General features: G+C 70.4%; 23 protein-coding genes. 10 read left to right on the plus strand and 13 right to left on the minus strand.

All coding sequences use genetic code 11. The features are described from left to right. Positions 1 to 34 precede the first annotated feature (34 nt). Positions 35 to 505, plus strand: coding sequence for a YbaK/EbsC family protein (locus tag BMH31_RS02520; protein WP_099722553.1), 471 nt, complete (start codon positions 35 to 37; stop codon positions 503 to 505). Positions 506 to 532: 27 nt separating this feature from the next. Here the strand turns inward: BMH31_RS02520 and BMH31_RS02525 are convergent, their stop codons facing one another. Next, positions 533 to 859 carry a thiamine-binding protein gene (locus tag BMH31_RS02525; protein ID WP_046454689.1) on the minus strand — a complete coding sequence of 109 codons (327 nt, stop codon included), beginning with the start codon at positions 857 to 859 and terminating at the stop codon, positions 533 to 535. A gap of 76 nt (positions 860 to 935) precedes the next feature. Between BMH31_RS02525 and BMH31_RS02530 the strand changes: the two genes are divergently transcribed. After that, positions 936 to 1,388: a hypothetical protein gene (locus tag BMH31_RS02530; protein ID WP_199068104.1), complete on the plus strand. Its 453-nt coding sequence runs from the start codon at positions 936 to 938 to the stop codon at positions 1,386 to 1,388. Positions 1,389 to 1,547: 159 nt separating this feature from the next. Here the strand turns inward: BMH31_RS02530 and BMH31_RS02535 are convergent, their stop codons facing one another. Further along, positions 1,548 to 3,077, minus strand: a complete 1,530-nt coding sequence (locus tag BMH31_RS02535; protein WP_199068101.1) for a DHA2 family efflux MFS transporter permease subunit — start codon at positions 3,075 to 3,077, stop codon at positions 1,548 to 1,550. 156 nt (positions 3,078 to 3,233) lie between these two features. On the opposite strand from BMH31_RS02535, the gene BMH31_RS02540 reads away from it, so the two are divergent. From BMH31_RS02540 to trpS, 3 genes are all read left to right on the plus strand, one after another. Then, positions 3,234 to 4,097 (plus strand): AraC family transcriptional regulator, encoded by an 864-nt coding sequence (locus tag BMH31_RS02540; RefSeq protein ID WP_099722555.1) that lies wholly within the window; start codon positions 3,234 to 3,236, stop codon positions 4,095 to 4,097. Between the two features lie 81 nt (positions 4,098 to 4,178). Then, complete coding sequence (locus BMH31_RS02545; RefSeq protein WP_099722556.1) at positions 4,179 to 5,042, plus strand: exodeoxyribonuclease III; 864 nt, start codon at positions 4,179 to 4,181, stop codon at positions 5,040 to 5,042. Between the two features lie 84 nt (positions 5,043 to 5,126). Continuing rightward, positions 5,127 to 6,134, plus strand: a complete 1,008-nt coding sequence (gene trpS / locus BMH31_RS02550; RefSeq protein ID WP_099722557.1) for a tryptophan--tRNA ligase — start codon at positions 5,127 to 5,129, stop codon at positions 6,132 to 6,134. Positions 6,135 to 6,514: 380 nt separating this feature from the next. Here the strand turns inward: trpS and BMH31_RS02555 are convergent, their stop codons facing one another. Then, positions 6,515 to 7,030: a GNAT family N-acetyltransferase gene (locus BMH31_RS02555; protein ID WP_199068098.1), complete on the minus strand. Its 516-nt coding sequence runs from the start codon at positions 7,028 to 7,030 to the stop codon at positions 6,515 to 6,517. Between the two features lie 184 nt (positions 7,031 to 7,214). Then, entirely contained in the window at positions 7,215 to 8,387 is a 1,173-nt protein-coding gene (locus BMH31_RS02560) for a M20/M25/M40 family metallo-hydrolase (protein ID WP_099722558.1), read from the minus strand. Between the two features lie 210 nt (positions 8,388 to 8,597). Here BMH31_RS02560 and BMH31_RS02565 point away from each other — a divergent pair, with 210 nt between their 5' ends. The 3 genes from BMH31_RS02565 to BMH31_RS02575 are packed head-to-tail and all read left to right on the plus strand — an operon-like array spanning position 8,598 to position 11,312. Then, on the plus strand, positions 8,598 to 9,536 hold the full coding sequence (locus BMH31_RS02565; protein ID WP_099722559.1) for an ABC transporter substrate-binding protein: 939 nt from the start codon (positions 8,598 to 8,600) through the stop codon (positions 9,534 to 9,536). Positions 9,537 to 9,573: 37 nt separating this feature from the next. Beyond that, entirely contained in the window at positions 9,574 to 10,506 is a 933-nt protein-coding gene (locus tag BMH31_RS02570) for an amino acid ABC transporter permease (protein ID WP_099722560.1), read from the plus strand. 53 nt (positions 10,507 to 10,559) lie between these two features. Continuing rightward, entirely contained in the window at positions 10,560 to 11,312 is a 753-nt protein-coding gene (locus BMH31_RS02575) for an amino acid ABC transporter ATP-binding protein (protein WP_099722578.1), read from the plus strand. Between the two features lie 141 nt (positions 11,313 to 11,453). Here BMH31_RS02575 and BMH31_RS02580 read toward each other — a convergent pair whose 3' ends face one another. Next, complete coding sequence (locus BMH31_RS02580; protein ID WP_099722561.1) at positions 11,454 to 12,359, minus strand: MurR/RpiR family transcriptional regulator; 906 nt, start codon at positions 12,357 to 12,359, stop codon at positions 11,454 to 11,456. A gap of 243 nt (positions 12,360 to 12,602) precedes the next feature. Here BMH31_RS02580 and BMH31_RS02585 point away from each other — a divergent pair, with 243 nt between their 5' ends. Next, positions 12,603 to 14,633 carry a cyanophycinase gene (locus BMH31_RS02585; RefSeq protein ID WP_099722562.1) on the plus strand — a complete coding sequence of 677 codons (2,031 nt, stop codon included), beginning with the start codon at positions 12,603 to 12,605 and terminating at the stop codon, positions 14,631 to 14,633. 280 nt (positions 14,634 to 14,913) lie between these two features. Here BMH31_RS02585 and BMH31_RS02590 read toward each other — a convergent pair whose 3' ends face one another. The 7 genes from BMH31_RS02590 to BMH31_RS02620 all read right to left on the minus strand — a co-directional run bounded on the left by BMH31_RS02590 (position 14,914) and on the right by BMH31_RS02620 (position 22,363). Then, positions 14,914 to 16,047, minus strand: a complete 1,134-nt coding sequence (locus BMH31_RS02590; protein WP_099722563.1) for a C45 family peptidase — start codon at positions 16,045 to 16,047, stop codon at positions 14,914 to 14,916. Between the two features lie 73 nt (positions 16,048 to 16,120). Continuing rightward, the gene (locus BMH31_RS02595; RefSeq protein ID WP_099722564.1) at positions 16,121 to 17,188 is read right to left on the minus strand and encodes an endo-type 6-aminohexanoate oligomer hydrolase; all 1,068 of its coding nucleotides are present in this window, start codon (positions 17,186 to 17,188) and stop codon (positions 16,121 to 16,123) included. After that, positions 17,185 to 17,964 carry an ABC transporter ATP-binding protein gene (locus BMH31_RS02600; RefSeq protein ID WP_099722565.1) on the minus strand — a complete coding sequence of 260 codons (780 nt, stop codon included), beginning with the start codon at positions 17,962 to 17,964 and terminating at the stop codon, positions 17,185 to 17,187. The genes BMH31_RS02595 and BMH31_RS02600 overlap by 4 nt, the downstream gene beginning before the upstream one ends. Then, complete coding sequence (locus BMH31_RS02605; protein WP_099722566.1) at positions 17,961 to 18,881, minus strand: ABC transporter ATP-binding protein; 921 nt, start codon at positions 18,879 to 18,881, stop codon at positions 17,961 to 17,963. The genes BMH31_RS02600 and BMH31_RS02605 overlap by 4 nt, the downstream gene beginning before the upstream one ends. Then, positions 18,878 to 19,750, minus strand: a complete 873-nt coding sequence (locus tag BMH31_RS02610) for an ABC transporter permease (protein WP_099722567.1) — start codon at positions 19,748 to 19,750, stop codon at positions 18,878 to 18,880. The genes BMH31_RS02605 and BMH31_RS02610 overlap by 4 nt, the downstream gene beginning before the upstream one ends. Continuing rightward, a complete protein-coding gene (locus BMH31_RS02615; protein ID WP_099722568.1) occupies positions 19,747 to 20,718 on the minus strand; it encodes an ABC transporter permease in 972 nt (323 codons plus the stop codon). The genes BMH31_RS02610 and BMH31_RS02615 overlap by 4 nt, the downstream gene beginning before the upstream one ends. Before the next feature lie 4 nt (positions 20,719 to 20,722). Continuing rightward, entirely contained in the window at positions 20,723 to 22,363 is a 1,641-nt protein-coding gene (locus BMH31_RS02620; RefSeq protein WP_099722569.1) for an ABC transporter substrate-binding protein, read from the minus strand. A 223-nt stretch (positions 22,364 to 22,586) separates the two neighbouring features. Here BMH31_RS02620 and BMH31_RS02625 point away from each other — a divergent pair, with 223 nt between their 5' ends. Continuing rightward, the gene (locus BMH31_RS02625) at positions 22,587 to 23,618 is read left to right on the plus strand and encodes a LacI family DNA-binding transcriptional regulator (protein ID WP_099722570.1); all 1,032 of its coding nucleotides are present in this window, start codon (positions 22,587 to 22,589) and stop codon (positions 23,616 to 23,618) included. Here BMH31_RS02625 and BMH31_RS02630 read toward each other — a convergent pair. Next, positions 23,615 to 24,292, minus strand: coding sequence for an FMN-binding negative transcriptional regulator (locus BMH31_RS02630; protein WP_099722571.1), 678 nt, complete (start codon positions 24,290 to 24,292; stop codon positions 23,615 to 23,617). The genes BMH31_RS02625 and BMH31_RS02630 overlap by 4 nt on opposite strands.

The raw sequence follows: 24,292 nt of genomic DNA on the forward strand, positions 1-24,292 counted from the left end.
ATGATAGAGGTCCGTCGAAATCGGAGGGGGATCCATGCCGGAACAGCACGCCCGAGTGCGGGAGGCGGCCGCCGAACGCGGCCTCGAGATCGAGATCCGCGAACGCCCGGCCGCCCGCTCCCTTCCGGAGGCGGCGGAGCTGCTCGGCATCGATCCCTCGGGGATCGTCAAGACCCTGGTCGTGAAGCGCTCCGACGGCTCCTATCTCTTCGCCCTCGTCCCCGGTGGGCGGTCTATCTCGTGGCCGAAGCTGCGGGCCGTCGTCGGGGTGAACAAGCTCCGACTGCCCGAGGCGGAGCTCGCGCTCGAGGCGACCGGGTACGAGCGCGGCACCATCACCCCCGTCGGCAGCTCCACCGCGTGGCCGGTGTTCGCCGACGAGACGATCGTCGGGCAGCGGGTGGCCATGGGAGCGGGCGCGCACGGTTTCAGCCTGTTCGTCGATGCCGACGACCTGATCCGCGCCTACGACGCGACCGTGGCCGACATCACGGTGCCCGAGTAGCGGGGATCGCGCGGCGGTGCGGCGGGACTACTCCGCGGCGTCGATCGCCCGCTCGAGGCGCTCGAGCTTGCCATCGATCTCGCCCACGTGACCGGGGCGGATATCTGCCTTCATGACGAGGGAGATGCGCGACCCGAAGGGTGCGACGGCCTCGGTGGCGCGCTTCACCACGTCGAACACCTCGTCCCACTCGCCCTCGATCTCGGTGAACATCGAACTCGTCCGGTTCGGCAGACCCGACTCGCGCACCACGCGCACCGCCGCCGCGACGGCGGCCGACACCGACCCGTCCTCGTTCATGGCGGGACCTGCGGGGCCGACCCCGCTCGGGGCGACGGAGAATGCGAGGATCATGCGGTTGGCTCCTTCTGAACTGCTCGTTCCTTCAAGCGTATGTGACACGTGGATCGAGCGCCGCTAGCCTCGTCCCGTGCGTGCCATCCTGACCCGATACCGCAGACCGCTGTTCCTCATCGCCTCGATCCTGCTGCTCGCGCTCTCCTGCTGGGCCGGCTACAGCTTCGCCTACGCGGCGGACCTGATCGAGTGGGACTGCGGCGGCGGCAGCTGCGCGACCAACGACGCTCGATCGCTCGGTCTGCCCGTCGCGCTCCTCGGCACCGTCGGCGCCGTGCTGCTGAGCGGCTTCGCGGTCGGACTCCTCGGGCCGGCCGTCGCGATCGCCGCCTCGGCGTTCTGGTTCCGCCGCGGGCTCGAGGATGCGATCGCCGCGGGTCACACGCCGGCGTCATCGGTCGGCACGCCCATGACCTTCACGATCATCGCGTTCGTCGTGGCCGGGCTGTGCGTCGTCGGCTGGGTCTGGATGCTGATCGGCCGCGCGCAGGGTCGTCGGCTGGTCGCGAAGCACCGCGCCGAATAGCGCGCGCTTCGGATGACCGGGATCGCCCCCTACGTCCGGAACAGAGTCGGCGGGAAACGCGCGCCGGCCGGAAACGCGTGAGGCGGGCACCGGTCGATCCCGGTGCCCGCCTCGCGCCGGTCGATCCCGGTGCCCGCCTCGCGCGTCGAGAGACGCGCGCTACTCGGCGCGCTGCGCGGGGGCGTCGGCCGACGCCTCGGCAGCGGCGTCGTCGGCCTCCCCGACGACCGGGGTGCTGCGGGTCGACGCGGGGCGCGCGCCGAAGAGCAGCGTGACGACCACGCCGATGACGATCGCTCCCACCGGCAGGTAGAGCGACTCGGCCATGGCCTGCGCGAAGGGCTCCCGAACCTGCTCGGGCAGCTGCGAGAGCGTGCCGTGCTCGGATCCCGAGGCACCCGCGGCACCGAGGTGGGAGGTGAGTCGGGCCTGCATGATCACGGCCATGAGCGCCGAGCCGAGCACCGCGCCGACCTGGCGGCTGGTGTTGTAGACGCCGGAGCCGGCGCCGGCCAGCTGCGGCGGCAGACCGAAGGTGGTGATGGACGCGAGCGGCCCCCACATGAAGGCGTTGGCGACGCCCAGGACCGCGCTCGGGATGAGCAGCAGCCAGATGTCGGTGTCGGGCTTCATCAGCAGGATGTAGAGCAGCATGCCCGCGGCGAACACCGCGAGGCCGATGGTCGAGAGGCGTCGGGGGTCGCTACGGTCGATGAGCAGGCCGACCGGTCGCGCGAGGCCCGCGGAGAGCAGCGCCATCGGCACCAGCATGAGCGCCGACTGCGTCGGGGTGAGTCCGCGCACCAGCTGGAAGTAGAACATCAGCGGCAGACCCATGGCGGTGACCGACAGCCCCACCGTGGTGATGGCGCCGGTGCCGACCGAGAAGTTGCGGTCGCGGAAGATGCTGAGCGGCAGCAGCGGCTCGCCCTTCTGCACGGCCTGCCAGACCACGAAGAGCGCGAGCACGACGGCCCCGGCGATGATGAGCAGCCAGACCGAGATGGGCCCCCAGATGATGCCCCAGTCGTAGGTCTCGCCCTCCTGGATGCCGAAGACGAGCAGGAACATGCCGAGCGCGCTCAGCACGACGCCCACCCAGTCGAAGCGGTGCGCGTGGGTCTCGAGCTTCGGCACGTACCGCATCGCGAGGATGAAGCCGACGATGCCGACGGGCACGTTGATAAAGAAGATCCACTCCCAGCTCAGCGCGTCGAGCAGGAAGCCGCCCAGGATGGGGCCGACCAGGGTCGCGACGCCCGCGGTGATGCCCCAGACGGCCATCGCGGATCCCCGCTGGCGCGGCGGGAAGATGCGCGTGATGACCGCCATGGTCTGCGGGGTCATGAGTGCGGCGCCGAGCCCCTGGAAGACGCGGGCGATGATGAGCGAGCCGATCTCGGTCGACAGGCCGCAGGCGAGCGAGGAGAGCGTGAAGACGACGAGACCGATGAGGTAGAGACGACGCGGGCCGAAGCGGTCGCCCAAGCGGCCCGTGATGAGCAGCGGGACCGCGTACGCGAGCAGGTAGGCGCTCGTGGCCCACAGCGTGGCGTTCATGGTCGTGCCGAGTCCGAGCATGATCGAGGGGTTCGCGACCGACACGATCGTCGTGTCCATCAGGATCATGAAGAAGCCCAGCACCATGGACCAGAGAGCGGCCCATGGACGGATTTCAGTTGTGCGCATCGCTGCCTTTCGTGAGAAGAACGCGCTCATCCTACGCCCGGGGTCCGACATCGGATCCGAGCAAGTGGAACCGGCACCCGATCGAGTCGGACCGGAACGATCGGGCACCGCTCTGCACAATCGGCGACGATGAAGGGGAACGGAAAGGAGCAGCCCATGATCGCTGCGCTCAACGCGCTGACGGACCTCGTCGAGCGGGACCTCGGCGCGGAGTTCGACGTCGCCGCGGTCGCCGCCGAGCACGCCACGACGGAGTACCACCTCCGTCGGATGTTCTCCTCGCTCGCGGGCATGCCGTTCTCGGAATACGCGAAGCGGCGCCGCATGGCCCGAGCCGGGGCGGAGCTCGCCACGGGCGAGGCCCGGGTGCTCGACGTCGCCGTGCGCTGCGGCTACGGATCGACCGAGGCCTTCGGTCGAGCGTTTCGAGCGGTGCACGGCATCGCCCCCGCCGAAGCCGTACGGAACGGCGGCCCGCTCCGCACCCAGGCCGTGCTCAGGTTCCGCCTGAGCGTCGAAGGAAGGATCCCGATGGACGTCACCATCATCCAGCAGCCCGAGCTCGTGCTCGCGGGGTACTCGACCGAGGTCCCGCTCGTGCACTCGGGCGTCAACCCGAAGATCCAGGAGCACATCGCCGGGATCCCGCCGGAGGAGCACGACCGGCTCAAGCGCCTCGGCGACGCCGATCCGTCCGGGATCCTCGCGGTCACCGCCGGAATCGACCCGGAGGCCCCGGAAGGATCGATGCTCACCTATCTGCACGGCGTCGCCCTCGAAGCGACGACCCCCGTGCCGGACGATCTCGACGCGATCCGGGTGGAGGCCGGCCGCTGGGCCGTGTTCGCCGCCGACGGCCCCTTCCCGGAGACTCTCCAACAGGTATGGGCGGCGACGGCCGCCGACTGGTTCCCCTCGCAGCCGTGGCGGTTGCGGCCGGGGCCGTCGATCGTCCGCTATCTGGAGTTCACGGGGACGAGCGCCAGGTGCGAGCTCCGGCTCCCCGTCGAGCCCGCCTGACCGGGAGGTGCGGTCGGGACGGTCCGTTCCGACCGCACCTCCCATATCCGGATGTCAGCGGCGCCAATTAGGATGGTGGGCATGACCCAAACCCTGCGTGTCGCATCCGTCAACGTCAACGGTGTCCGTGCCGCTTTCCGCAAGGGCATGGGCGACTGGCTCACCTCGCGCGGCGTCGATGTGCTCGCCATGCAGGAGGTCCGGGCAGACGACAGCCACCTGGCAGAACTCTTCGGCGACGAGTGGCAGATCCTGCACGACCCCTGCAACATCAAGGGCCGTGCGGGCGTCGCCATCGCCAGCCGGGTGCCGGCCGTCGCGCACCGCGTCGGCCTCGGCTCCGCGGAGGATCAGGAGCAGATCCAGTCGAGCGGGCGTTGGATCGAAGCTGATTTCGAGGTGGGCGGCGAGCTCGTCACGGTGATCAGCAACTACACCCACTCGGGCGAGGTCGATACTCCCCGTCAGGAGGCCAAGTGGGCCTTCCTCGACGCGATGGGCGTGCGCCTCGACCAGCTGGCCGCAGAGCGCGAACTCGTCACCATCGTGGGCGACTTCAATGTCGGCCACCGCGAGTTCGACATCAAGAACTGGAAGGGCAACGTGAAGCGTTCCGGCTTCCTGCCCCGCGAGCGGGCCTACTTCGACCGCTTCTTCGGGCCGCGCGGCGAGACCGTCGTCGGCGTCGACGGTTCAGAGGGCGTCGGCCACGGCTGGATCGACGTGGGGCGCCGCTGGGCCGGCGAGGTCGACGGCCCGTACTCCTGGTGGTCCAACCGCGGCCAGGCCTTCGACAACGACACGGGCTGGCGTATCGACTACCACGTGGTCACCCCGCAGCTCGGCGAGCGGGTCGAGAACTACGTGATCGATCGCGCCGCCTCCTACGACGAGCGATGGTCGGATCACGCTCCCGTCGTCGTCGACTACCGAGTCGGCGCCTAACAACGGGCACGCTCCCCCGGGGTCCTCGCAGACCCTCCGAATCCCTCACCTGACGCGGCCGCGCATCGGCCGCGGGAGACACTCATGACTTCGCACACCAAACCCGTCCTCTTCTCGGGCATGCAGCCCTCGTCCGACTCGCTGCAGCTCGGCAACTACATCGGCGCGCTGACCCAGTGGGTCAACATGCAGCAGAGCTTCGACGCGTTCTTCTGCGTCGTGAACCTGCACGCCATCACGGTCCCGCAGGACCCGGCCGAGCTCGCGGCCCGCACCCGCCGGACCGCCGCGCAGTACATCGCCGCCGGCATCGATCCCGAGCGGTCGACCCTGTTCGTGCAGTCGCAGGTGTCCGCGCACACCGAGCTCGCCTGGGTGCTCAACACCATCACGGGCTTCGGCGAGGCGAGCCGCATGACCCAGTTCAAGGACAAGTCGCAGAAGCACGGCGCCGACGCGTCCTCGGTCGGGCTGTTCACCTACCCGATCCTCATGGCAGCGGACATCCTGCTCTACCAGACCGACATCGTGCCCGTGGGCGAGGACCAGCGTCAGCACGTCGAGCTGACGCGCGACCTCGCGACCCGCTTCAACAGCCGCTTCGGCGACACCTTCGTGGTGCCCGAGGCGCAGATCCAGAAGGGCACCGCGAAGGTCTACGACCTGCAGAACCCCGAGGCGAAGATGTCGAAGTCGGCCGAGAGCGAGGCGGGCCTCATCAAGGTGCTCGACCCCGCGAACGTGACGCGCAAGAAGATCATGCGCGCAGTCACCGACGCCGACGGTGAGATCCGCTACGACCGCGAGAACAAGCCCGGCGTCTCGAACCTGCTCACCATCTACTCGGTGCTCACCGGGCGCATGATCGAGTCGATCGAGCAGGAGTTCGAGGGTCGCGGATACGGCGACCTCAAGAAGGCGCTGGCCGAGGTCGTCGACGAGACCTTCACCCCGATCCGCGAACGCACCGAAGAGCTGCTCGCGGACCCGGCCGAGCTCGACCGCCTGCTGGCGAAGGGCGCCGACCGCGCGAACGAGGTGGCAACCGCCACACTCGATCGCGTCTACGACCGCATCGGTTTCATTCGCTGACGCCGACACCGATCGCATGAGCGCGAAGGCCTGAAACGCGAGGATCTGCACACGACGGTCTGAGCGCGAGGGTCCGAGCGCGACGACGCGAGGCCGACAACGCGTGGCCGGTGGCGTGACCTCGGGCGTCTGAACGAATGAAGGCCCGCATATTCGGAGAGGCCCGCGAACCCCGCAGCGGGTTCGCGGGCCTCTCCGTGTGCCCGGGCCTCTCAGCGCGCGCCCTTCGCGTGCGCGTGCTGCCGAGAATGCGCGCGTCTCCGCGTGCCCGTGCCCGCCGAGTGGCGTCATTCCGCTCCATCGGGGTCGCTGTTCCAGCCGTTTGCCGCCTCTCGACGTGGGACCGCGAAGGATGGGCGAGGAAGCTGGGTGGTGGAGGTTCAGCTCCGCAGCTCCCACACCGATTCGCCGTCGATCGTGCGCTCCGTCCGGGTGAAGCCGAGGCGCCGAGCGACCCTGGCGGAGGCGAGGTTCTCGGGGTGGATGCACGCGACGACGGCCGATACCTCCTGTCGGCGCAGCCAGTCGAGCATGGCCCCGGCCGCCTCGGTTGCGAAGCCCGCCCCTTGCTCCGAGACACCGAGCACCCAGGCCGCGTCGGCGACCATCGCTCCGTCCGTTTCCGAGACCGTGGCCTGGACGTACCCGACAGCGGATCGCGTGTCCCGTCTCCGGATGATCCAGTTCAGCCACCCCGCGTCACCCGCCGGCGACTGTCCTGCGGACTGCCGGAGGTACCTGGCCCGCAGATCGCCCTCGGTCGGGGGCTCTCCTCCGGTGAAGACGTACAGCTCGGGTGACGACAGCACCGACTGCATCTCGACCGCGTGCTCGACGCGAAGCGGTTCCAGGTGCAGACGCTCGGTCTCGATCGGTAGCGCGCGCATCCAGGGCATGGCCCTCATCCTGTCAGCCTCTGCTCCCCGCACACCCGAACGCACGCGAACGCACGCGCGCGCCAACGCCCGCGCCCCTCATCGAGTGGCGTCGAACAGCTCCTATCGAGCGCCATTCCCGACGTTTGGCGCCACTCGATGAAGAAGAGTGAGGGAAAGGGCGAGGCAGGGAGGGAGAGGTTCCTCACCCTTCGCCGCGGAGCAGCGCGGGTGCTTCTTCGACGAGGGTCGCGAGCAGCGCCACGCGCTGCGGCACGCTCGCGAGGTCGAGCCATTCGACGGGGCTGTGGTCTCCGCCACCGACCGGGCCCAGCCCGTCGAGCGTCGGCACGCCCAGCGCGGCGACCCGGTTCGCGTCCGACACTCCGCCGGTCCGCGCGAGCGCCGGCGCGAAGCCGAGCTCCCCCGCGACCTCGAGCGCCAGGTCGCCGACCCGCAGCGCGCCGGAGCCTGCTTCCATCGGTGGGCAATGGTCGACTTCGCGCACCGTGATCCGGGCGCCGGGCACCGCCGGATCGGCGCAACGCGCACGGATCCGGTCGATGACCCCGTTCAGCACCGCGGCCTCGGCGGCGCGCGCCTCGACGTGCAGCACGGCGCGATCGGGCACCACGTTGGTGCGCTCCCCGGCCCGCAGCATGCCCACGTTGACGGTGAGCCGCGCGGCGGGATCCGCGAGCGCCTGCAGGAACACGGTGAGATGCGCGGCCTCCAGCCCGGCATGCACGCCCCGCTCGGGTTCGATGCCGGAGTGCGCGGCCACGCCGTCGACCTCCAGCACGAGGTCGACGGCACCCTTGCGCGCGAGCACCAGGTCGCCGTTCTCGCGTGCGCACTCGAGGCACAGCGCGACGTCTGCGCCTCGGGCGACCGACTGCAGCGCCGGACCGCCGACGGGCGAGCCGATCTCCTCGTCGGGCGTGAACACGAGCACGAGTTCGCCGTAGCGCTCGTCGCCCGCGGCGATGAGGTGCGCCGCCGCGTGCAGGCCTGCGACGACGCCGGCCTTGTCGTCGCACACGCCGGGACCGTGCGCGAGGCCGTCCGCGTCGATCGAGAACGGCCGCTGGACGGCATCGCCGCGCTCGAACACGGTGTCCATGTGCCCGAACAGCACGACGGTGCCGGAGCCCGCCCCTCGACGGCGCCCCACGAGCACATCGCCGTAGGCGGGGTCGGTGGAGCTGCGCGACACCGCGAAGCCGAGGCTGCGCAGCCGGGTTTCGATCCAGTCGGCGACCCGGTTCACTCCGTCGGGGTCGTCGGATCCCGAATCGATCGCGACCAGCGCGGCGAGATCCCGCGCGTAGTCCTCCTGCATCGTCTGAGCTCGTTCGAGCAGCTCGCCTGCGCGCATACCTACGGGGTCCCCATCGTCCACGGATCTACGGATTTACTGAAACGATCGCGTCACTAGCGATCTGAATACCCAACAGTGAAACACAGGTTTCGACGTCGCGCCAGCCGCGAAACCCGCATCACGAAGCCGTAACGAATATTTCAGAGATTGCGATCAATCGTTCTACATGAAACACTTTGCTCACCTCAGTGTCGAGAAAGGACCACCATGCACCTCCCCCGCCTCGCGCCCGCGGCTCTCGCCGCGTCGGCGATCCTCGCGCTCACCCTGACCGGCTGCACCAACGCCGCCGAGGAATCCGCGAAGCAGACGGACGGCAAGACCGCGTCCACCCAGGCCCCCGACACCATCGAGAAGCTCAGCGTCGACGCATCCGCGCAGAAGCTGCTCCCCGCCGACGTGTCGAAGCGCGGCACGCTGCGCATCGCCACCGACCCCACCTACCTCCCCTTCGAGGGCTACGCCGACGACAACAAGACCTTCATCGGTCTCGACGTCGACCTCGCCGACTCCGTCGGCCAGCTGCTCGGCCTCAAGGTCGAGTTCACGCCGTCCGGCTTCGACGCCATCATCCCCGGCCTCTCTTCTGGCAAGTACGACATGTCGATGTCGGCCTTCTCGGTCACCGACGAGCGCAAGAAGAACGCCGACTTCGTCGTCTACCACCAGTCGGGCAGCGGGCTCGCCGTGCCGACCGGCAACCCCGACAAGCTCAAGATGGAGGCCATGAGCCTCTGCGGGCGCACCATCGGCGCAGAGTCGGGCACCACGCAGGGCCAGGAGATCCTGCCCGCATTCAGTGAGGAGTGCACGAAGGCCGGCAAGAAGGCCATCGACATCAAGCTCTTCCCGGGATCCGACAAGGCGATCACCGCCCTCAGCTCGGGCCGCGTCGAGGCCGTCTCCTCCGGCGCGACCGGGCTCGGCTACCAGGCGAAGAAGACCGGCGCGTTCGAGCTCGCGGCGGGCGGCGACTACGCCCCCAAGCCGACCGGACTCGTACTGCCCAAGGGATCCGCGCTGACCCCGGCCGTCACCGCCGCGTTCGAGAAGCTCGTCACCACGAACGCCTACAAGCAGGCCTTCGCCAAGTGGGGCATCAACGAGAGCAACTACGTGTCCCCGGATCAGGTCCCCGTCCAGTAGTCGACCCCAGGCCCCACCACTCGAAGGACGCATCGACATGAGCAGTACCTCCGTGAAACCGCTGCGCGCGGACGAGGACTACGCGATCGCCAACAAGAAGTACCCGTGGCGCTGGGTCTCGGCGATCGTCATCATCGCCCTGTTCGGCCTGCTGCTGTACTCGGCGGTCACGAACCCCCGCTTCCACTGGGACGTCATCGGACTCTATTTCCGCGACGTCTCCATCGCCCGCGGGATCCAGATCACGCTGCTCCTCACCGTCGTCTGCATGCTGCTCGGCATCGTGCTGGGCATCATCCTCGCGGTGATGCGCCTCTCCGTGAACCCGGTGGTGCGCGCCGCCGCCGGGTTCTACGTGTTCGCGTTCCGCGGCACCCCCGTGCTGGTGCAGCTCCTGCTCTGGTACAACCTCGCCGCGCTCTACCCCGACATCACCTTCGGGATCCCCGGCCTGCACCTCGACGCGAACCAGATCGTGACGCCGCTCATGGCCGCGATCCTCGGTCTCGGCCTCAACGAGGCCGCGTACATGTCCGAGATCGTGCGCGCCGGGATCCTGTCGGTCGATGCCGGGCAGAGCGAGGCCGCGGGCGCGCTCGGCCTCAACCGCATGCAGACCATGCTGAAGGTCGTGCTGCCGCAGGCGATGCGCGTCATCATTCCGCCGACCGGCAACGAGGCGATCGGCATGCTCAAGCAGACCTCGCTGGTCAGCGTGCTCGCCGTCTCCGAGCTGCTGTACTCCACGCAGGTGATCTACGCGAAGAACTTCCAGGTGATCCCGATGCTGATCGTCGCGAGCCTCTGGTACATCATCATGACGACCGTGTTCACCCTCGGGCAGGGCTGGCTGGAGCGCCGCTTCTCGCGCGGCACCTCCCGCCACGCCCCGACCTCGTGGATCGACCGCCTGCGCAAGGCGATGCGGGTCCACGCCCCCGAGGCGACCGGAAAGGCGGCCACGCTGTGAGCACCGATACGATCACCACCGCCGGGGCCGGGATCGCGGCCCCGGGCGAACCCATGGTGCGCACCGCCGGCGTGCGCAAGCACTTCGGATCCCTGCAGGTGCTGCAGGGCGTCGACCTCGAAGTGCAGCGCGGCGAGGTCGTCTGCCTCATCGGCGCGTCCGGATCCGGCAAGAGCACGCTGCTGCGCTGCATCAACCACCTCGAGAAGCTCGACGGCGGCCGCATCTGGATCGACGGCGACGTCGTCGGCTACGAGCTGCGCGGCCGCACCCTGCACGAGAAGAGCCACAACGACATCTGCCAGGATCGCACCCAGACCGGCATGGTGTTCCAGCACTTCAACCTGTTCGGGCACATGACGGTGCTCGAGAACATCATGCTCGCGCCGCGCACCGTGCTGAAGCAGAAGACGTCGGAGGTGCTGCCGCGCGCGCTCGCGCTGCTCGACCAGGTCGGTCTCGCCGACAAGGCGAAGTCGTACCCGCGGCAGCTCTCGGGCGGTCAGCAGCAGCGCGTCGCGATCGCGCGCGCCCTCTGCATGGAGCCGAAGCTCATGCTGTTCGACGAGCCGACCTCGGCACTCGACCCGGAGCTCGTCGGCGACGTGCTGAAGGTGATGCGGGACCTCGCCGCGTCGGGCATGACCATGATCGTCGTGACGCACGAGATGGGCTTCGCCCGCGAGGTCGCCGACCGGGTCGTGTTCATGCACGGCGGGCAGATCATCGAGCAGGGCACTCCGGCCGAGGTCCTCGGGGATCCGCAGCACGAGCGAACCCGCGCGTTCCTCTCGGCGGTGCGCTGAATCGTGGGTCCGATCTGATCTGAGGCGAGGCGGCGGCCTGAACCGGTTCGCGTCGCCTGGCGGTTCTGGCGGGAGCGATCGGAGCGAAGCGACGATTGCGGATGGATCGGTGCGCGAACCGGTTCAGGCCGCCGCCCCGCCTCAGATCACCTCGAGCTGCTGCGCCGTCCGCTCGATGCGGGCGATCCGGTCGCGGGCCGGATCGCCGATGCGGGTGACGAGGGTCTCGAACAGCGCCTCGATGAGCGCCATGACGGGCAGTACGGAATCGAAGGGGCCGCGCTCGGAGGCGACGCTCGTGAGCACGGCGTCGGCATCGGTCGCGCACGGCGACACCCAGCGGTCGGTGACGACCACGACGGTCGACTTGCGTGCCTTCGCGAGCTGCACGACGGATCGGGTGGCGGCCTCGTAGCGGCGGAAATCGAACGCGATCACGACATCCTTCGCGTCGAAACCGGTGACTGCCGCGGCGCGCAGGCTGGCCATCGTCGGCACCATCTGCACCGCGGGGCGGAGCTGCTGCAGGCTGGCGGCGAGATACTCGGCGAGGAAGGTGCTGTAGCGGCCGCCCACGAGCCAGACCCGGTGCTTGGGGTTGGCGATCGCCTCGACCGTCGTGCCGAAATCGTGGTCGGAGAGGCTCGCGAACGTGGCGCGCAGATCCTCGACCGGATCCTCGGCCAGCCCCGCGAGATCACCGGGCGCGACGGCGCGACGCGCGAGTCCGGTGCGCTCGTAGAGCGCCATGGGCGACGCGCTGCGCTGCTCGAGCTCGCCGCGCAGCGCGCGCTGGAAGTCGGGGAACCCGCTGTAGCCGAGGCGGGTGGTGAAGCGAACGACGGTGGCGCCGCTGACCTCGGCGAGCTCGGCGAGCCCGGCGACGGTCTCGAAGCCGGCGACGGGGTAGGCGGCGAGCAGAGTGCGGGCGACCTTGCGCTCGGAGGGCGTGCAGTCGCCCATGCGTTCGCGGATCCGCGCCGCCACGGAGTCGGTGCCCGGCAGCGCCTCCGCTGCCGGCCCGTTCGCCTCGCGAGATCCTGTCATGCGTCGCATCCTCTCCGTCCGGCGCCCGCCGCGCGAGCGAGCGGCGCCGCGGGTCTGCCCGTACCGGCAGCGCGGGCCGCCTGAGCGCCGCGTTGCACGTGAAACGCCGTCAGTCTATCGACGGAGGCTCCACCGACGCGGTCGCCACCGGTCTTGAAATGTTTGTTTCGATTATTGCAGGCATTCGGTTTGCGTGAAATACTTGCGCCGTCCACCCCTCAACGACGAGACCGGAGATCCCGCATGCCCCTTCCCCCACGCCGCGCGCGCCTCGGCACCGCCGTCGCCGTCGCGCTCACCGCGGGCGCGCTCTGCGCCACCGCCATCGCCCCCGCCGCGACGGCCGCACCGCAGCCGCGCGCCGCCGAGCCGAACGCACCGGCGGCACCGGCTACGCCGACGGCGTCCACCGCGCAGAACGGCAGCATCGTGCTGATCGGCGGAGCCATCAAGCCGGGCGAGGCCAACAGCGAGGCGATCATCCAGCGGATCGTCGACCTCGCGAAGCAGCACGCGGGCGACAAGAAGCCCCGCATCGCGATCGTCACGACCGCCTCGGAGGTCGCGCCGAACGCCACCGAAGCGGCCGACGGCAACACCTACGACAACGCGACCGCCAACGGTCTCTACTACTCCGACTGGTTCGCCGCGCACGGCGCCGACGTGTACCCGGTGCCCGTCGACGTGAACCCCGGGGAGGACTACCCCGGCGATCCCTACAGCGCCGACAACGCGAAGAGCGCCGCCGTCGCGCAGGAGGTGCGCGACTCCGACGCCGTCTACTTCGGCGGCGGCGATCAGATCAACTACGTCCGCGCGTTCATGGACTGCACCGCGCCCGACCAGGCCGCGGCCGACATCTACGCGTTCACCTCCTGCACCGACACCCCAGTCATGGCCGCGATCCGCGGGGTCGTCGAGTCGGGCGGCGTGACCGCCGGCACGAGCGCCGGCCTCACGATCCAGCAGGGCGCCGACATGATCTCGGGCGGGGACCCCTACCCCTCGTGGCGCGACGGCGCGACCGTCGGCTGGTTCGAGGACGACCGTCTCGCCTCGATCCCGTCGGGCGGCTTCGGCTTCTTCACCGAGGGCATGCTCGACTCCCACTTCGCGCGCCGCGACCGCCAGCCCCGCATCGTGCGCCTCGCGATCGCCACGGGCCACGACCGCAGCTTCGGCGTGGAGGAGAAGACCGCGCTCGTCGTGGATCGCGCCGCCCGCACCGGCGAGGTGATCGGGCAGCTCGGAGCCAGCCTGCTCGATACGAGCGCCGCGACCTCCGACGGACGCAACGCCGCCGGCGTGCGGTACTCCTACTTCACGACCGGATCCACCATCGACTTCGCGACCGGCGCGATCACCCTCGCGGGCACGGCGCACAGCGGGGCCGGATCCGCCGAGGCGCCCGCGGCGCCCACCGACATCTGGGGCTCGTACGAGTGCGAGGGCGGCATCTTCGGAACGCTGGACCTGGCGCAGGGACTCGTGAAGTCCTCGGCGTCGACCGCGACCGGCGACACCTGCGATTCGCCGGCCGAGTCCCCGCGCTTCCGCACCACCTTCACCCGCACGGCGGACACGCGGTGGAACGATGACGGCGGTTTCACCGACCTCGCCATGAGCATCACCGGGATCCCCTCGTTCTCGGCCGCGGCGCGCGCCACCGGATCGACCGGCACCACGAACCCGCAGGTCCCCGCGGGTTCGCAGGCCGGGATCACCGTGACCGTGACCAACACCGGTAGCACCCCGCTCACCGGGTTCCGGATCGCCTCCGATGCGTCGGTCTCGTCCGCAGCGGCGGCTTCGGATCCGGCGTCCAACGCGGTCGTCGCCCCCGGCGGCACCCTGCAGCTGCAGACGACCCGCACCGTCGCGAAGGGCTCGCAGACCTTCGCTCTGCGGATCATCGCGACCGCCGTCGATGCGAACGGAGCCGAGCTCGGCGTCGCGACCGCACCGCAGACCGCGTCGATCACGTTCGTCGGGGTCGGTTCGGGCGCCGAGGCGAGTGCGAACGCCGGTGCGAACGCGAACGGGTCGAGCGATTCGGGTGGATCGAGCTCGGACGCGAAGGGATCGGCGACCGGCAGCACGTCGGCGGGCGCGAACGGGGCGGCAGACGGGACGGGAGCCGGTGCCAAGGGCCAGGGCTCGCTCGCGCAGACCGGCACCCCCGCGGACGGCCTCGCGCTTCCCGCTGCGGGCATCCTGCTGCTCGCGGGAGCCGCCGCGCTGATCGCCCGCGCACGCCTCCGCGCCCGCGCGTAGCTCGCGGGCTCGCGGGCCCGCGGACGAGCCACCCCTCGCCCGAAACCTGCATCGAGTGGCGCCAAACCGCTCCTTCGCGCCCTGCGAAACAGCGGTTTGGCGCCACTCGACAGGAGAGCAGGACAGCCAGAGGGGCAGGATCCGCGCGGCGGCAGCGACCCATGCGGAAAACCGGAGTCGGGAGGCCCGGCCTTCTCGACAACACGCTCAAACCGGGAGCGCTCAAATCGGAGCGCTCACACCAGACACGCTCGAGGGGAGAGCAGGACAGCTCGGGTCGCTAGTCTCCGAAGCGCTCGGCTCCGCGAGCGACGAGCTCCGCGGGCGATCCCGCCCGGTATTCGAGCCGGCCCCGTTCGAGGTCCAGGCCGATCGTCAGCAGCGTCGTCCACTGATCGTGCGGCGGCAGCGACGGGTCCGGCCGCATGCACACCGGCGCGTGCGCACCCTCGGGCCCGCAGAAATCAGCGGCCCGTTCCTCGATGCTCGCCCCGGCGCCGCGCAGATCCCCGAGGCCCCCGATCCGCGAGAGGTGCGCGAACCGCGTCCGCGTCGTGGAGGCGGCGCTCGCGGCTTCTCCCGCGGCGAGCTCGGGCGCCAAGAAGTGATTGGTGTGCACGAGCACCCCGTCGGGGTCCGGGAGCACCTCGGCGACCCGCTCCGGCGAGATCTCGAAGCAGACCGCACGCCGTGCACCGCGGTCGGCCACGACGGTGAGCACCGTCGACGCGCTCACCGGAGCGGACCTGATGATCGACGCGGCCTCCTCGACGGTGCTCGCCTCGTCCAGCACCCGGCGCGCGATCGCGTGCACGGGCACTCCGCCGGCGTCCGTGTCGCTCGCGTGATGCAGGATGTTGAAGTGGACCCCGAGTCCGGCATCGTTGACGCCGATCTTTCCGAGCATCCCCGCTTCGGTGAACAGCCGCACGCGCCCCACGCGACCCACGCGGCCACGACCACGACCGCGCTCGGCCTCCGGGGGATCGGGGGCGACGGAGAGCAGCAGTCCGGTCGGGCACAGGTCCGCGTGCCAGTCCCAGGTCTGCAGGGTCAGCGGGGATCGAGCGCTTTCCGGCGCGAGGACCAGGGTGGAGCATTCCCCTTCGCGATCGGGTTCGCCCGCGGCGAGGATCTCGGTGCGCGCGTTGAGCGCCGCGAGTTCGAGAGTCGGCACGCCACCCGCCGCCGCCGTGGCTTCGATCTCCTGCGCGAGGCCGGGAGCCCAGGCGCGCAGGGCCGCGAGGCTGCGCTCCGCGATCCCGTCGACCCGGGCCCGTGAGAGCCCGCTCAGCGCGAAGAACTCGAGGTATCTCGCGACTGTGTCGCGGATCTCGGCGCCGAAGCGCGTTCCGATCTCCGCTCCCCGTTGCTCCGGCCCGTGTCCCTCGATCTCGGCGGTTCTGATCTGCACGCCGATCCTCCTTCCTGCGGGGTCCTCCCGCGCTCGCGCCGGTCGACTCGCCCGGCGCGATCCCTCGACCGATCTACTTCGCTGCTTCGAGCAGCGCGTCCCACATCACCTCGGACGCGATCGCGCCGAGCGCGGTCGCGTTGACCGACAGTCGTCCGCGCGAGGAGTCCGGCGTAGCGGGGAGCTCGATTTCGTCGGTCGTGACCGCGAAGAGGGTGTCTCCGTCCATATCGGTGTGGAACGGCTGGATCCCGCGGTGCATGGAGCTGTGCACCTGGCGCGCGAACTGGCCGAGCTCGGTCGCGCTCATCCTCACGTTCGTGACGAGCGCACTGATGGTCGTATTGCCGGCCTGGGTGACGGGCGGCACCCGCTCGGCGAACGCCTCCTGGTAGTCGTAGACGGGGTGCCGTCGCTCCCCCGTGGCGGCATCGTAGTTCCCGCGCACCACGGCGCCCGAGCGGTCGACGATCACTCCGACCGGGTTCGGCACGACCACCGCGAGGATCCGCACATCGCCGAGCTGCCGGAAGGCCGCACCCTGACCCGTGATCTCGGTGCGCCCCCAGTCCACCTTTCCGGAGGAGGCGCTCATGCCCGCGCCTGCGCGCCCCTGGGCGAACTCGCCCTCGACGGCGTGCTCGAGCGCCGCACGGCCCAGCGCCTTGTCGGGGTAGACGGCGGTCGAGCGGGCGGAGAAGTCGTAGATGATGGCGGAGGACACGAGCTGCAGATCCGCGAATCCGGTGCGCTGCTCCGCGCGCTGCAGCAGCAGATCGCCGACGCCCGCCGCGGCCTCCAGCCCGTACACCGATCCGCCGGCGAGGCAGATGGCGTGGTTGAAGTCGTACCCTCCCGAGAGGCCGACGGCACCGCCGCGCGCATCGACGGCGGTGCGTGCTCCGGCCGGCAGGTGGATCACCGTGGCGCCCGTGGGCCCTTCCTCATAGTGGGCCGATCCGATGCGGACCCCGGGGAAGTCGAATCGGAGGGTGTCGCGGCCGGTGCTGCGGTGCGGCACGAGGTCGAAGTCGTCGTTGCCGGGGCCGCCGAAGACCGGCTGGCCGGCGAGCCGCGGGGCGGGATCGGGGACGATGCCGGAGTCGATCGCGCTGAGCGCGTGCGCAGGTGCGGTGTTCATAGGGTCTCCAGGAGTTTCTGCGAGTAGGGATGGGTCGGAGTGCGGAAGAAGTCGTCCGTCGCGGCGGTCTCGACGAGGTCGCCGCGGTAGAGCACGGCCACGCGGTCGGCGACGCGGTGGACCGCCCCCAGGTCGTGCGAGATGAAGAGGGCGCCGAAGCGGTGCTCGAGCTGCAGGTCGCGGATGAGCGCGAGGATCTGCATCTGCACCGCAACGTCGAGGGCGCTGACGGCCTCGTCGAAGACGATGAACCGCGGCTCGGTGATGAGCGCTCGGGCCACCGAGACACGCTGCCGCTGCCCGCCCGAGAGCTCGTGCGGATACCGCTCCGCGAGCGCGGGGTTGAGGCCGACCTGTTCGAGCATGCGCTGCACCCGCTGCCGCTGCTCGGAGCGGGAGAGCCCGGCGCGCACCACCGTGAGGGGTTCGCGCACCGACTCTCCGACGCGGCGGCGCGGGTTCAACGACCAGTGGGGATGCTGGAGCACGGCCTGCAGGGAGCCGGCCGTGGCCCGACGCGATCGGGGGAAGGGCGCGCCGAGCAGGCGGACCTCGCCCCGATCGGGTCGCCGCAGTCCCAGCGCGACCGCCGCGGTCGTCGTCTTGCCCGAGCCTGACTCGCCGACGAGCCCGAGGGTCTCGCCCGGGGCGACGGAGAGGCTGACGCCGTTCATCGCGCGCACCGTCCGGCGTTTGGCTCCGGCGCCGGAGGTGAACGCCACCTCGACGTCACGCAGTTCGAGCACGGGGCTCTCGCCCGTGGTGGGGTCGTTCATCGCTGCTCCTCTGGGGTCGGCCCGGTACGGTCGGGACGGTCGGCGCGGTCGGTGCGGTCCGGCCGGTGCGGTCGGGTCGGCATCGCGGCGACGAGCGTGCGGGTGTAGTCGTCCTGCGGATCATCGAGCACGTTCGCGGTCGGGCCGTCCTCGACGATCCGACCGCGGTGCATCACGACGACGCGATCGCACCACCGCCGCACGGCGCCGAGGTCGTGGCTGATCCAGATGAGGCTCGCCCCGGAGCTCTCGACGACTTCGAACAGCAGCGCGAGGATCTCGTCCCGCACCTGCGCGTCGAGCGAGGCGGTGGGTTCGTCGGCGATCAGGATCCGCGGCTCCCGCGCCATCGCCAGGGCGATCGCGATGCGCTGGGCCATCCCGCCGGACACCTCGTGCGGGAAGAGCCGCAGGACGCGCGCCGGTTCCAGGATCCGGACCCGTTCGAGAAGCTGCGTCAGCGCGGGAGCATCGACCGGTTTGCCGAGCGGCTGCAGCGCCAGCTGGAGCTGGCGCCCGATCCGCATCGTCGGGTCGAGCGACGCGATCGGATCCTGCGGGATGAACCCCAGCGCCTCGCGGCGGAGAGCCCGCAGCCGGTCGGCGGCGAGGCCGTCGAGCCGCTGCCCCAGCACCTCCACCGTCCCCGCCGTGACCGTGCAGGCCCGCGGCAGGAGCCGCCCGATCGCCTGCGAGACCGTCGACTTGCCCGAGCCGGACTCGCCGATGATCGCGAGGCGCTCCCCGGCCGAGACCGTGAGGTCGATGTCCGCGAGCGCCGGAGCGACCCCGAGCCGCGTCCGGTATTCGGCGCAGAGTCCGCGGATCGAGACGGTCGGCGCTCCCGCAGCCGCACCGGAGACGACCGCGGCATCCGGCGCCGTCAGCCGGAGGACGTCTGCTGCGTTCGAGTTCATACGAGGCTCCTCGTCTCGCGGGGATCGAGGCGATCGCGCATCGCGTCCCCGATCAGGTTGATGGAGAGGATCGCGACGACCAGGACGATCGCCGGCGCGAAGAGCAGCCAGGGCGCCTGGACCATGTAGCTGCCGCCCTCCTGGATCAGCAGGCCGAGCGACGAGCCCGGCAGCTGCACGCCGTAGCCGAGGAAGCTCAGCCCGCCCTCGACGAGGATGCCGACCGACAGGGCGTAGGTGCCCTGCACCGCGATGGTGCCGCTCACGTTCGGCAGCAGGTGCCGGAACAGGATCACCGGAGCGGAGACGCCGCTGATCCGGGCGGTCGTGACGAAGTCGCGCTGGGCGACGGCCATCGCCGCCGAGCTGACCATGCGGGTCATCAGCGGCACGGTGACGAGCACGATGCTCGAGAGCGCCGCCGCCTGCCCGGGCCCGATGACCGCGGCGATGAGGATCGCGAGCACGATCGAGGGGAAGGAGTAGAGCACGTCGACGACGCGCATGATGCCCTCGCGCGCCCAGCCGCCGGCGTACCCCGCGACCAGGCCGAGCACGACGCTGATCACGGCCGTGCACAGCACCGCGACGGTCGACAGCACGAGCGTGGTGCCGATCCCTTCGAGCAGGCGGGGCAGCAGCGAGCGCCCGAGCGCGTCGGTCCCGAGCGGGAAGAGCGTCGTCGGCGCGCTGAGCCGGGGGCCGACGATGCGCTGCGGGTCGCCGGCGAAGGGGACGACCGCGGCGACGACCGCGACCGCGACGATCAGACCGAGCACACTCGCCGACGCGATGAGGAGCGGATCCCGCGGCGGCCGGACCCGGTCCGGGTGCTTGCGCCGGACGAGCGGGAGCGAGTAGGTGGTCATGATCGTGCCTTCCCGGTGACGGCGACCCGCGGGTCGAGGGCGCTCGTGACGAGGTCGAGCACGAGGCTGACGGTCACGAACACGGTTGCTGCGAACAGCACGGTGGCCTGCACGACGGCGAAGTCCCGCCGACCGAGGCCCGTCACCATGAACGATCCGAGGCCCGGGATGTTGAACAGGGTCTCGACGATCACGGCCCCGCCGAGCAGGTACGCCGTGATGGTGCCGAGCAGGGTGAGGATCGGGATCCCGGCGTTGCGCAGCACGTGGTGCCTGACGATCCGCCAGGGGGTCTCGCCGCGCGCCACCGCGGCGGCGATGTGCGGTTCCACGAGCACCGACATGGTCGCGTCCCGGGTGGTCCTGGCCGCGGCCGCGACGCAGAACACCGAGAGCACGAGCGCCGGGAGCAGGAGGGCCTGCGCCGTGGCACCGAACCCCGATCCGACCTGCGCGAAGCCGCCGACCTGCAGACCGAGCGCGAGCCGGGAGAAGACGAAGATGACGATGCTGCCGAGCACGAACTCGGGCACGCTGATGCCGAGACCCGAGATCAGTCGCCCGAGCAGCCCTCCGCGCTTCGCTCCCGAGCGGACGCCCGTCCAGACGCCGAGCGGGACGCCGACGATCACGGTGACCGCCATCGCCATCGCGGCGAGCAGCGCGGTGACCGGGATCCGCTTCGCCAGCTCGTCCGCGACGGGGCTCTGCGTGACGAGGGAGACCCCGAGGTCGCCGCGGAGCACCTGACCGATCCACGCGAAGTACTGCACGAAGACGGGCTGGTCCAGGCCGTAGGTCCGAGCGAGCTCGGCTTTCGCCTCGGGGGTCGCGAAGGATCCCAGAATCATGTCCTCGAAGCTCCCCGGCATGAGCCGGACGGCCGCGAAGATGAGGATGGAGACGCCGAGGAGCGTGACGAGCGCGGTGAGCACCCGTCCGCCCGACCATCGGAGCATGCGGATCATCGCGTCACTTCCCGACGACCCGGTAGTCGGTGAGGTTCCGCAGGATGTCGCCGTAGCCCTCGTTGCTCGCGATCGTCGGGCTCACCGATTTCGTGCTGTAGCCGATGATCGACGGGCGGTGCACGAGCGGGACGATCTCCGAGTACCGGTCGGCGCTGGCGCAGAGCTCGGTCAGGACCTTCGCGCGCTCCTTCGGGTCGAGCGTCGAGGCCCCCTGGTCGATGAGCCGGTTCAGGTCCTCGTGCACGCCGACGAAGCCCGTGTTGAAGAGCGCCTGCTCGGGGTTCCACCACTTGGTCACCATCGACGGGTCGCCGTATCCCGCGTACCAGCCGAGCGCCAGATCGAAGTCGCCCGGCTTCGCGGTCTCGATCTTCGCGCGGTATGTCGCCGCGTCGTACTGCTCGATCGTCACGGCGACGCCGACCTCGGCGAGCTGCTGCTGGATCAGCTGGGCCATCTGCGCGAGCACGGGCTCGGAGGTGTAGACCAGCAGGCTCAGCTTGCGGCCGCCGAGCTTCGCTCCGTCGATCGCGCGCTTCGCCTCCTCGACGGTCGCGCGCTCGGACGGCAGGTCGCCGACCGCGCACGCACCGGGCAGGTTCGACGGGGTGATCCCGGTCGGCGACGCGGTGCCCGCGAAGACGATGTCCGAGATCGCCTTGCGGTCGACGGCGGTGTTGATGGCGAAGCGCACGTCCTGGTCCTGCAACGGGGAGCCCGGGCGCTGGGAGTTCTCGTAGAGATAGTAGAAATCGCTCTGCGTCTGGTTGACGACCTTGACGCCGGCGGTGCCGGCCAGCTGCGTGAGCGCGTCGATGTTCACGAAGTTCGCCATGCCTGCGCTGCCCTCCCGCAGTCCGGCCTGGCGCGTGGACTCCTGCGCGACGATCTGCAGCTCGAGGTCGCGGACGGGGATCTCGCCGCCGCGCCAAGCGGGGTTGGCCGCGAACTTCCAGGACTGATCCTGCCGGTGCGAGACCACGGTGTAGGGGCCGGTTCCGAGCATCGCGGTCTTGGGGTCGAGCGTCCCCTGCTCGATCTCCTGCATCGGCAGGATCGCGGCGGGAGTGTTGGCGAGCGCGGCGAGGAACGGCGCGTAGGGTGCGCTGAGCTTCACGGTCACCTCGTTCGCGCCGGTCGCCGTGATCGACGACACAGGCCCCAGCTGACCGGTCCAGATACTCTTCCCGCCGGCGAGGCGCTTGAGGCTGCCGACCACGTCGGCGGTGCTGAGCGCCCGACCGTTCGAGAATTTGGCGGAGGTGTCGATCGTGAAGACGTAGGTGGTGTCGTCCGGCCGCTTCCACGAGGTGGCGAGGCCGGGGGCGATCGCGAACTTCTCATCCGTGGTGACGAGCGTCTCGTAGACGAGCCCCATGATCATCCAGGACCGTGCGGTCTGGGCCGTCTGCGGGTCGAGCCCGTCGGCCTCGCTCGTGTCGTAGTCGAGCTGCACGGTGAGCGCGCCCGAGCCCGTGAGCGCGTCGTCGGCGACGGCCAGGAAGCCCGGGGCGGCCTCGTGCTGCTCGGTACCGCCCGCGGGAGCGCTCGGGGATGAGCAGGAGGACAGCGCGAGCGCGAGTCCGGCCGCGAACGCGGCGGCGGCGATGGCCCGTGAACGGACCCGATGTGTGTTCAGCACCGGAGTGACTCCTTCGACAGTCGGTGGTGCGGTCGGTGGTGCGGCAGTGCCCCGTGCGACCGGCGGAGGCTCCCCCTTCGGAGCTCCACGCGAGACAAGCTACATACACAAAACGTTTTATACAAGCGTTCCCCGAGACGGTTCACCCAGCCGCCGCCCGCCCCGACCGGCGCGACCCCGGGCGCTCCGGGCGCTATTCTCGGAGCAGACCCCAGGGAGACCGATGTCCGACTATCGCAGCGTCACGATCAAGGACGTCGCCGCGCGCGCGGGCGTCTCCATCACCGCCGTCTCGCACGCTCTGAACGAGAAGGGCACGCTCTCGGACGAGACCCGTCAGCGGATCCGCGAGATCGCGACGGCCATGGGGTACCAGGCCGACGCCCTCGCCCGGGGCCTCCGACGGTCGCGCATCGGCGTCATCGGGATCGTGCTCCGCCCGCTCGACGCGCTCGAAGATTACAGCCCGCCCGGGATCGACTACTTCCTGCGATTCGCCGGCGCCGCGGCGGTCAGCGCCCTGGGCAAGGGCCTGAGCCTGATGCACGTCGCCGACCTCGTCAGGGGCCCCGTGACTCCTCTGGCGTTCTCCCTCGACGGGTACATCGTCACCGATCCCGTTCGAGACGACCCGGTCGTCGCGTTGCTCGAACGGAGATCGATCCCCTACGTCACCCTCGGGCGGGATCTCAGCAAGCCCGAAGCGACGAACTGGGTGGCTTCCGCGGACGCCGATGCGGCCCGCCAGGGCCTGCGGCACCTCGAGGAGCAGGGAGCCCGATCGATCGCGTTCGTCGGCGGCACGGACGACAACTCCTGGAACGCCGACGGCGAGACCGCCTACCGGGAGTGGTGCGAGCAGCACGGGGTGCGGCAGCGCATGTTCCGGCTGCCCGAGGGTCTCGGCGAGCAGGGCGGGCACGACCTCGTCCCGAACCTGCTCAACGGCGGGGTACCCGATGCGATCTACTCGCTCACCGGGCGGCACGCCGCCGGGATCCAGGCCGGCATGCGCGAGCGGGGGCTTCTCGCCCCCGACGACTACCTGCTCGCCTGCGGCACCGACGCCGATCAGACGCGCACCGCCGATCCGCCGATCACCGCGATCGACCTGCGCCCCGAGATCCTCGCACGGGAGACCGTCGATCTGCTCGCCGGCATCACCCGGGGCGAGGATCCCGCCGGACGCCGCATGGTGCAGTCCCGCCTCATCGTCCGACGGTCGTCCGACCGGGGCATCGCGCCCGGCGCCTAGTCCCCCTCGGAGTCGCCGGAGGCGGGGGCCTTGCGCGGTCGGGTCACTCCGACCTGCGCCATCAGCTCGGCCACGTCCGGGTGGCGATGATCCCCACCGAGCAGGTCCTCGCGCACGCGCTCGTGGACGTCCTTCGGCATGTCCTGACTGAGCTTGAACATGGCGGATTCCGTGTCGATGTCGATCGTGAACGAGACGACGCCGTGGAGGATCTTGCGGAACACCGCCTTCGACGGGTCCGGATTCCAGCGCTTCGTGCGGAGCCCCTCGAGCTGCTCGACCGTGCGCTCCACGACGGCCAGGTTCTCCTCCTCGGACTCGATCACCGAGATCCGGCCGGTCAGGTGCACGGTGGCGTAGTCGAGGGTCGGCACGGCCGGCGAGAAGTGGTAGGTGCTCGGGGAGACGTAGGCGTGCGAGGACGCGAAGACGAGCAGCGCGTCCGGTCGCTCCGCGAAGCGCCTCCAATGCTCGTTCGCCCGCCCGAGATGCCCCCAGAGACGGGTGCCGACGAGCGTCTCGCCGGGTTCCGCACCGGGCGGGAACACGATCGGGACGTGCGTGGCGAGGGGCGCGCCGTCGCTCGATGTCGCGACGACCGCGAACGGGTGATTCCTGACGAAATCGACGATGGCGCGACCCGATGGCGCGACGTAGCTCGAATAGGTGTGCAT

The sequence above is a fragment of the Leucobacter sp. OLIS6 genome (genome assembly GCF_002752355.1).
Classification (GTDB): domain Bacteria; phylum Actinomycetota; class Actinomycetes; order Actinomycetales; family Microbacteriaceae; genus Leucobacter.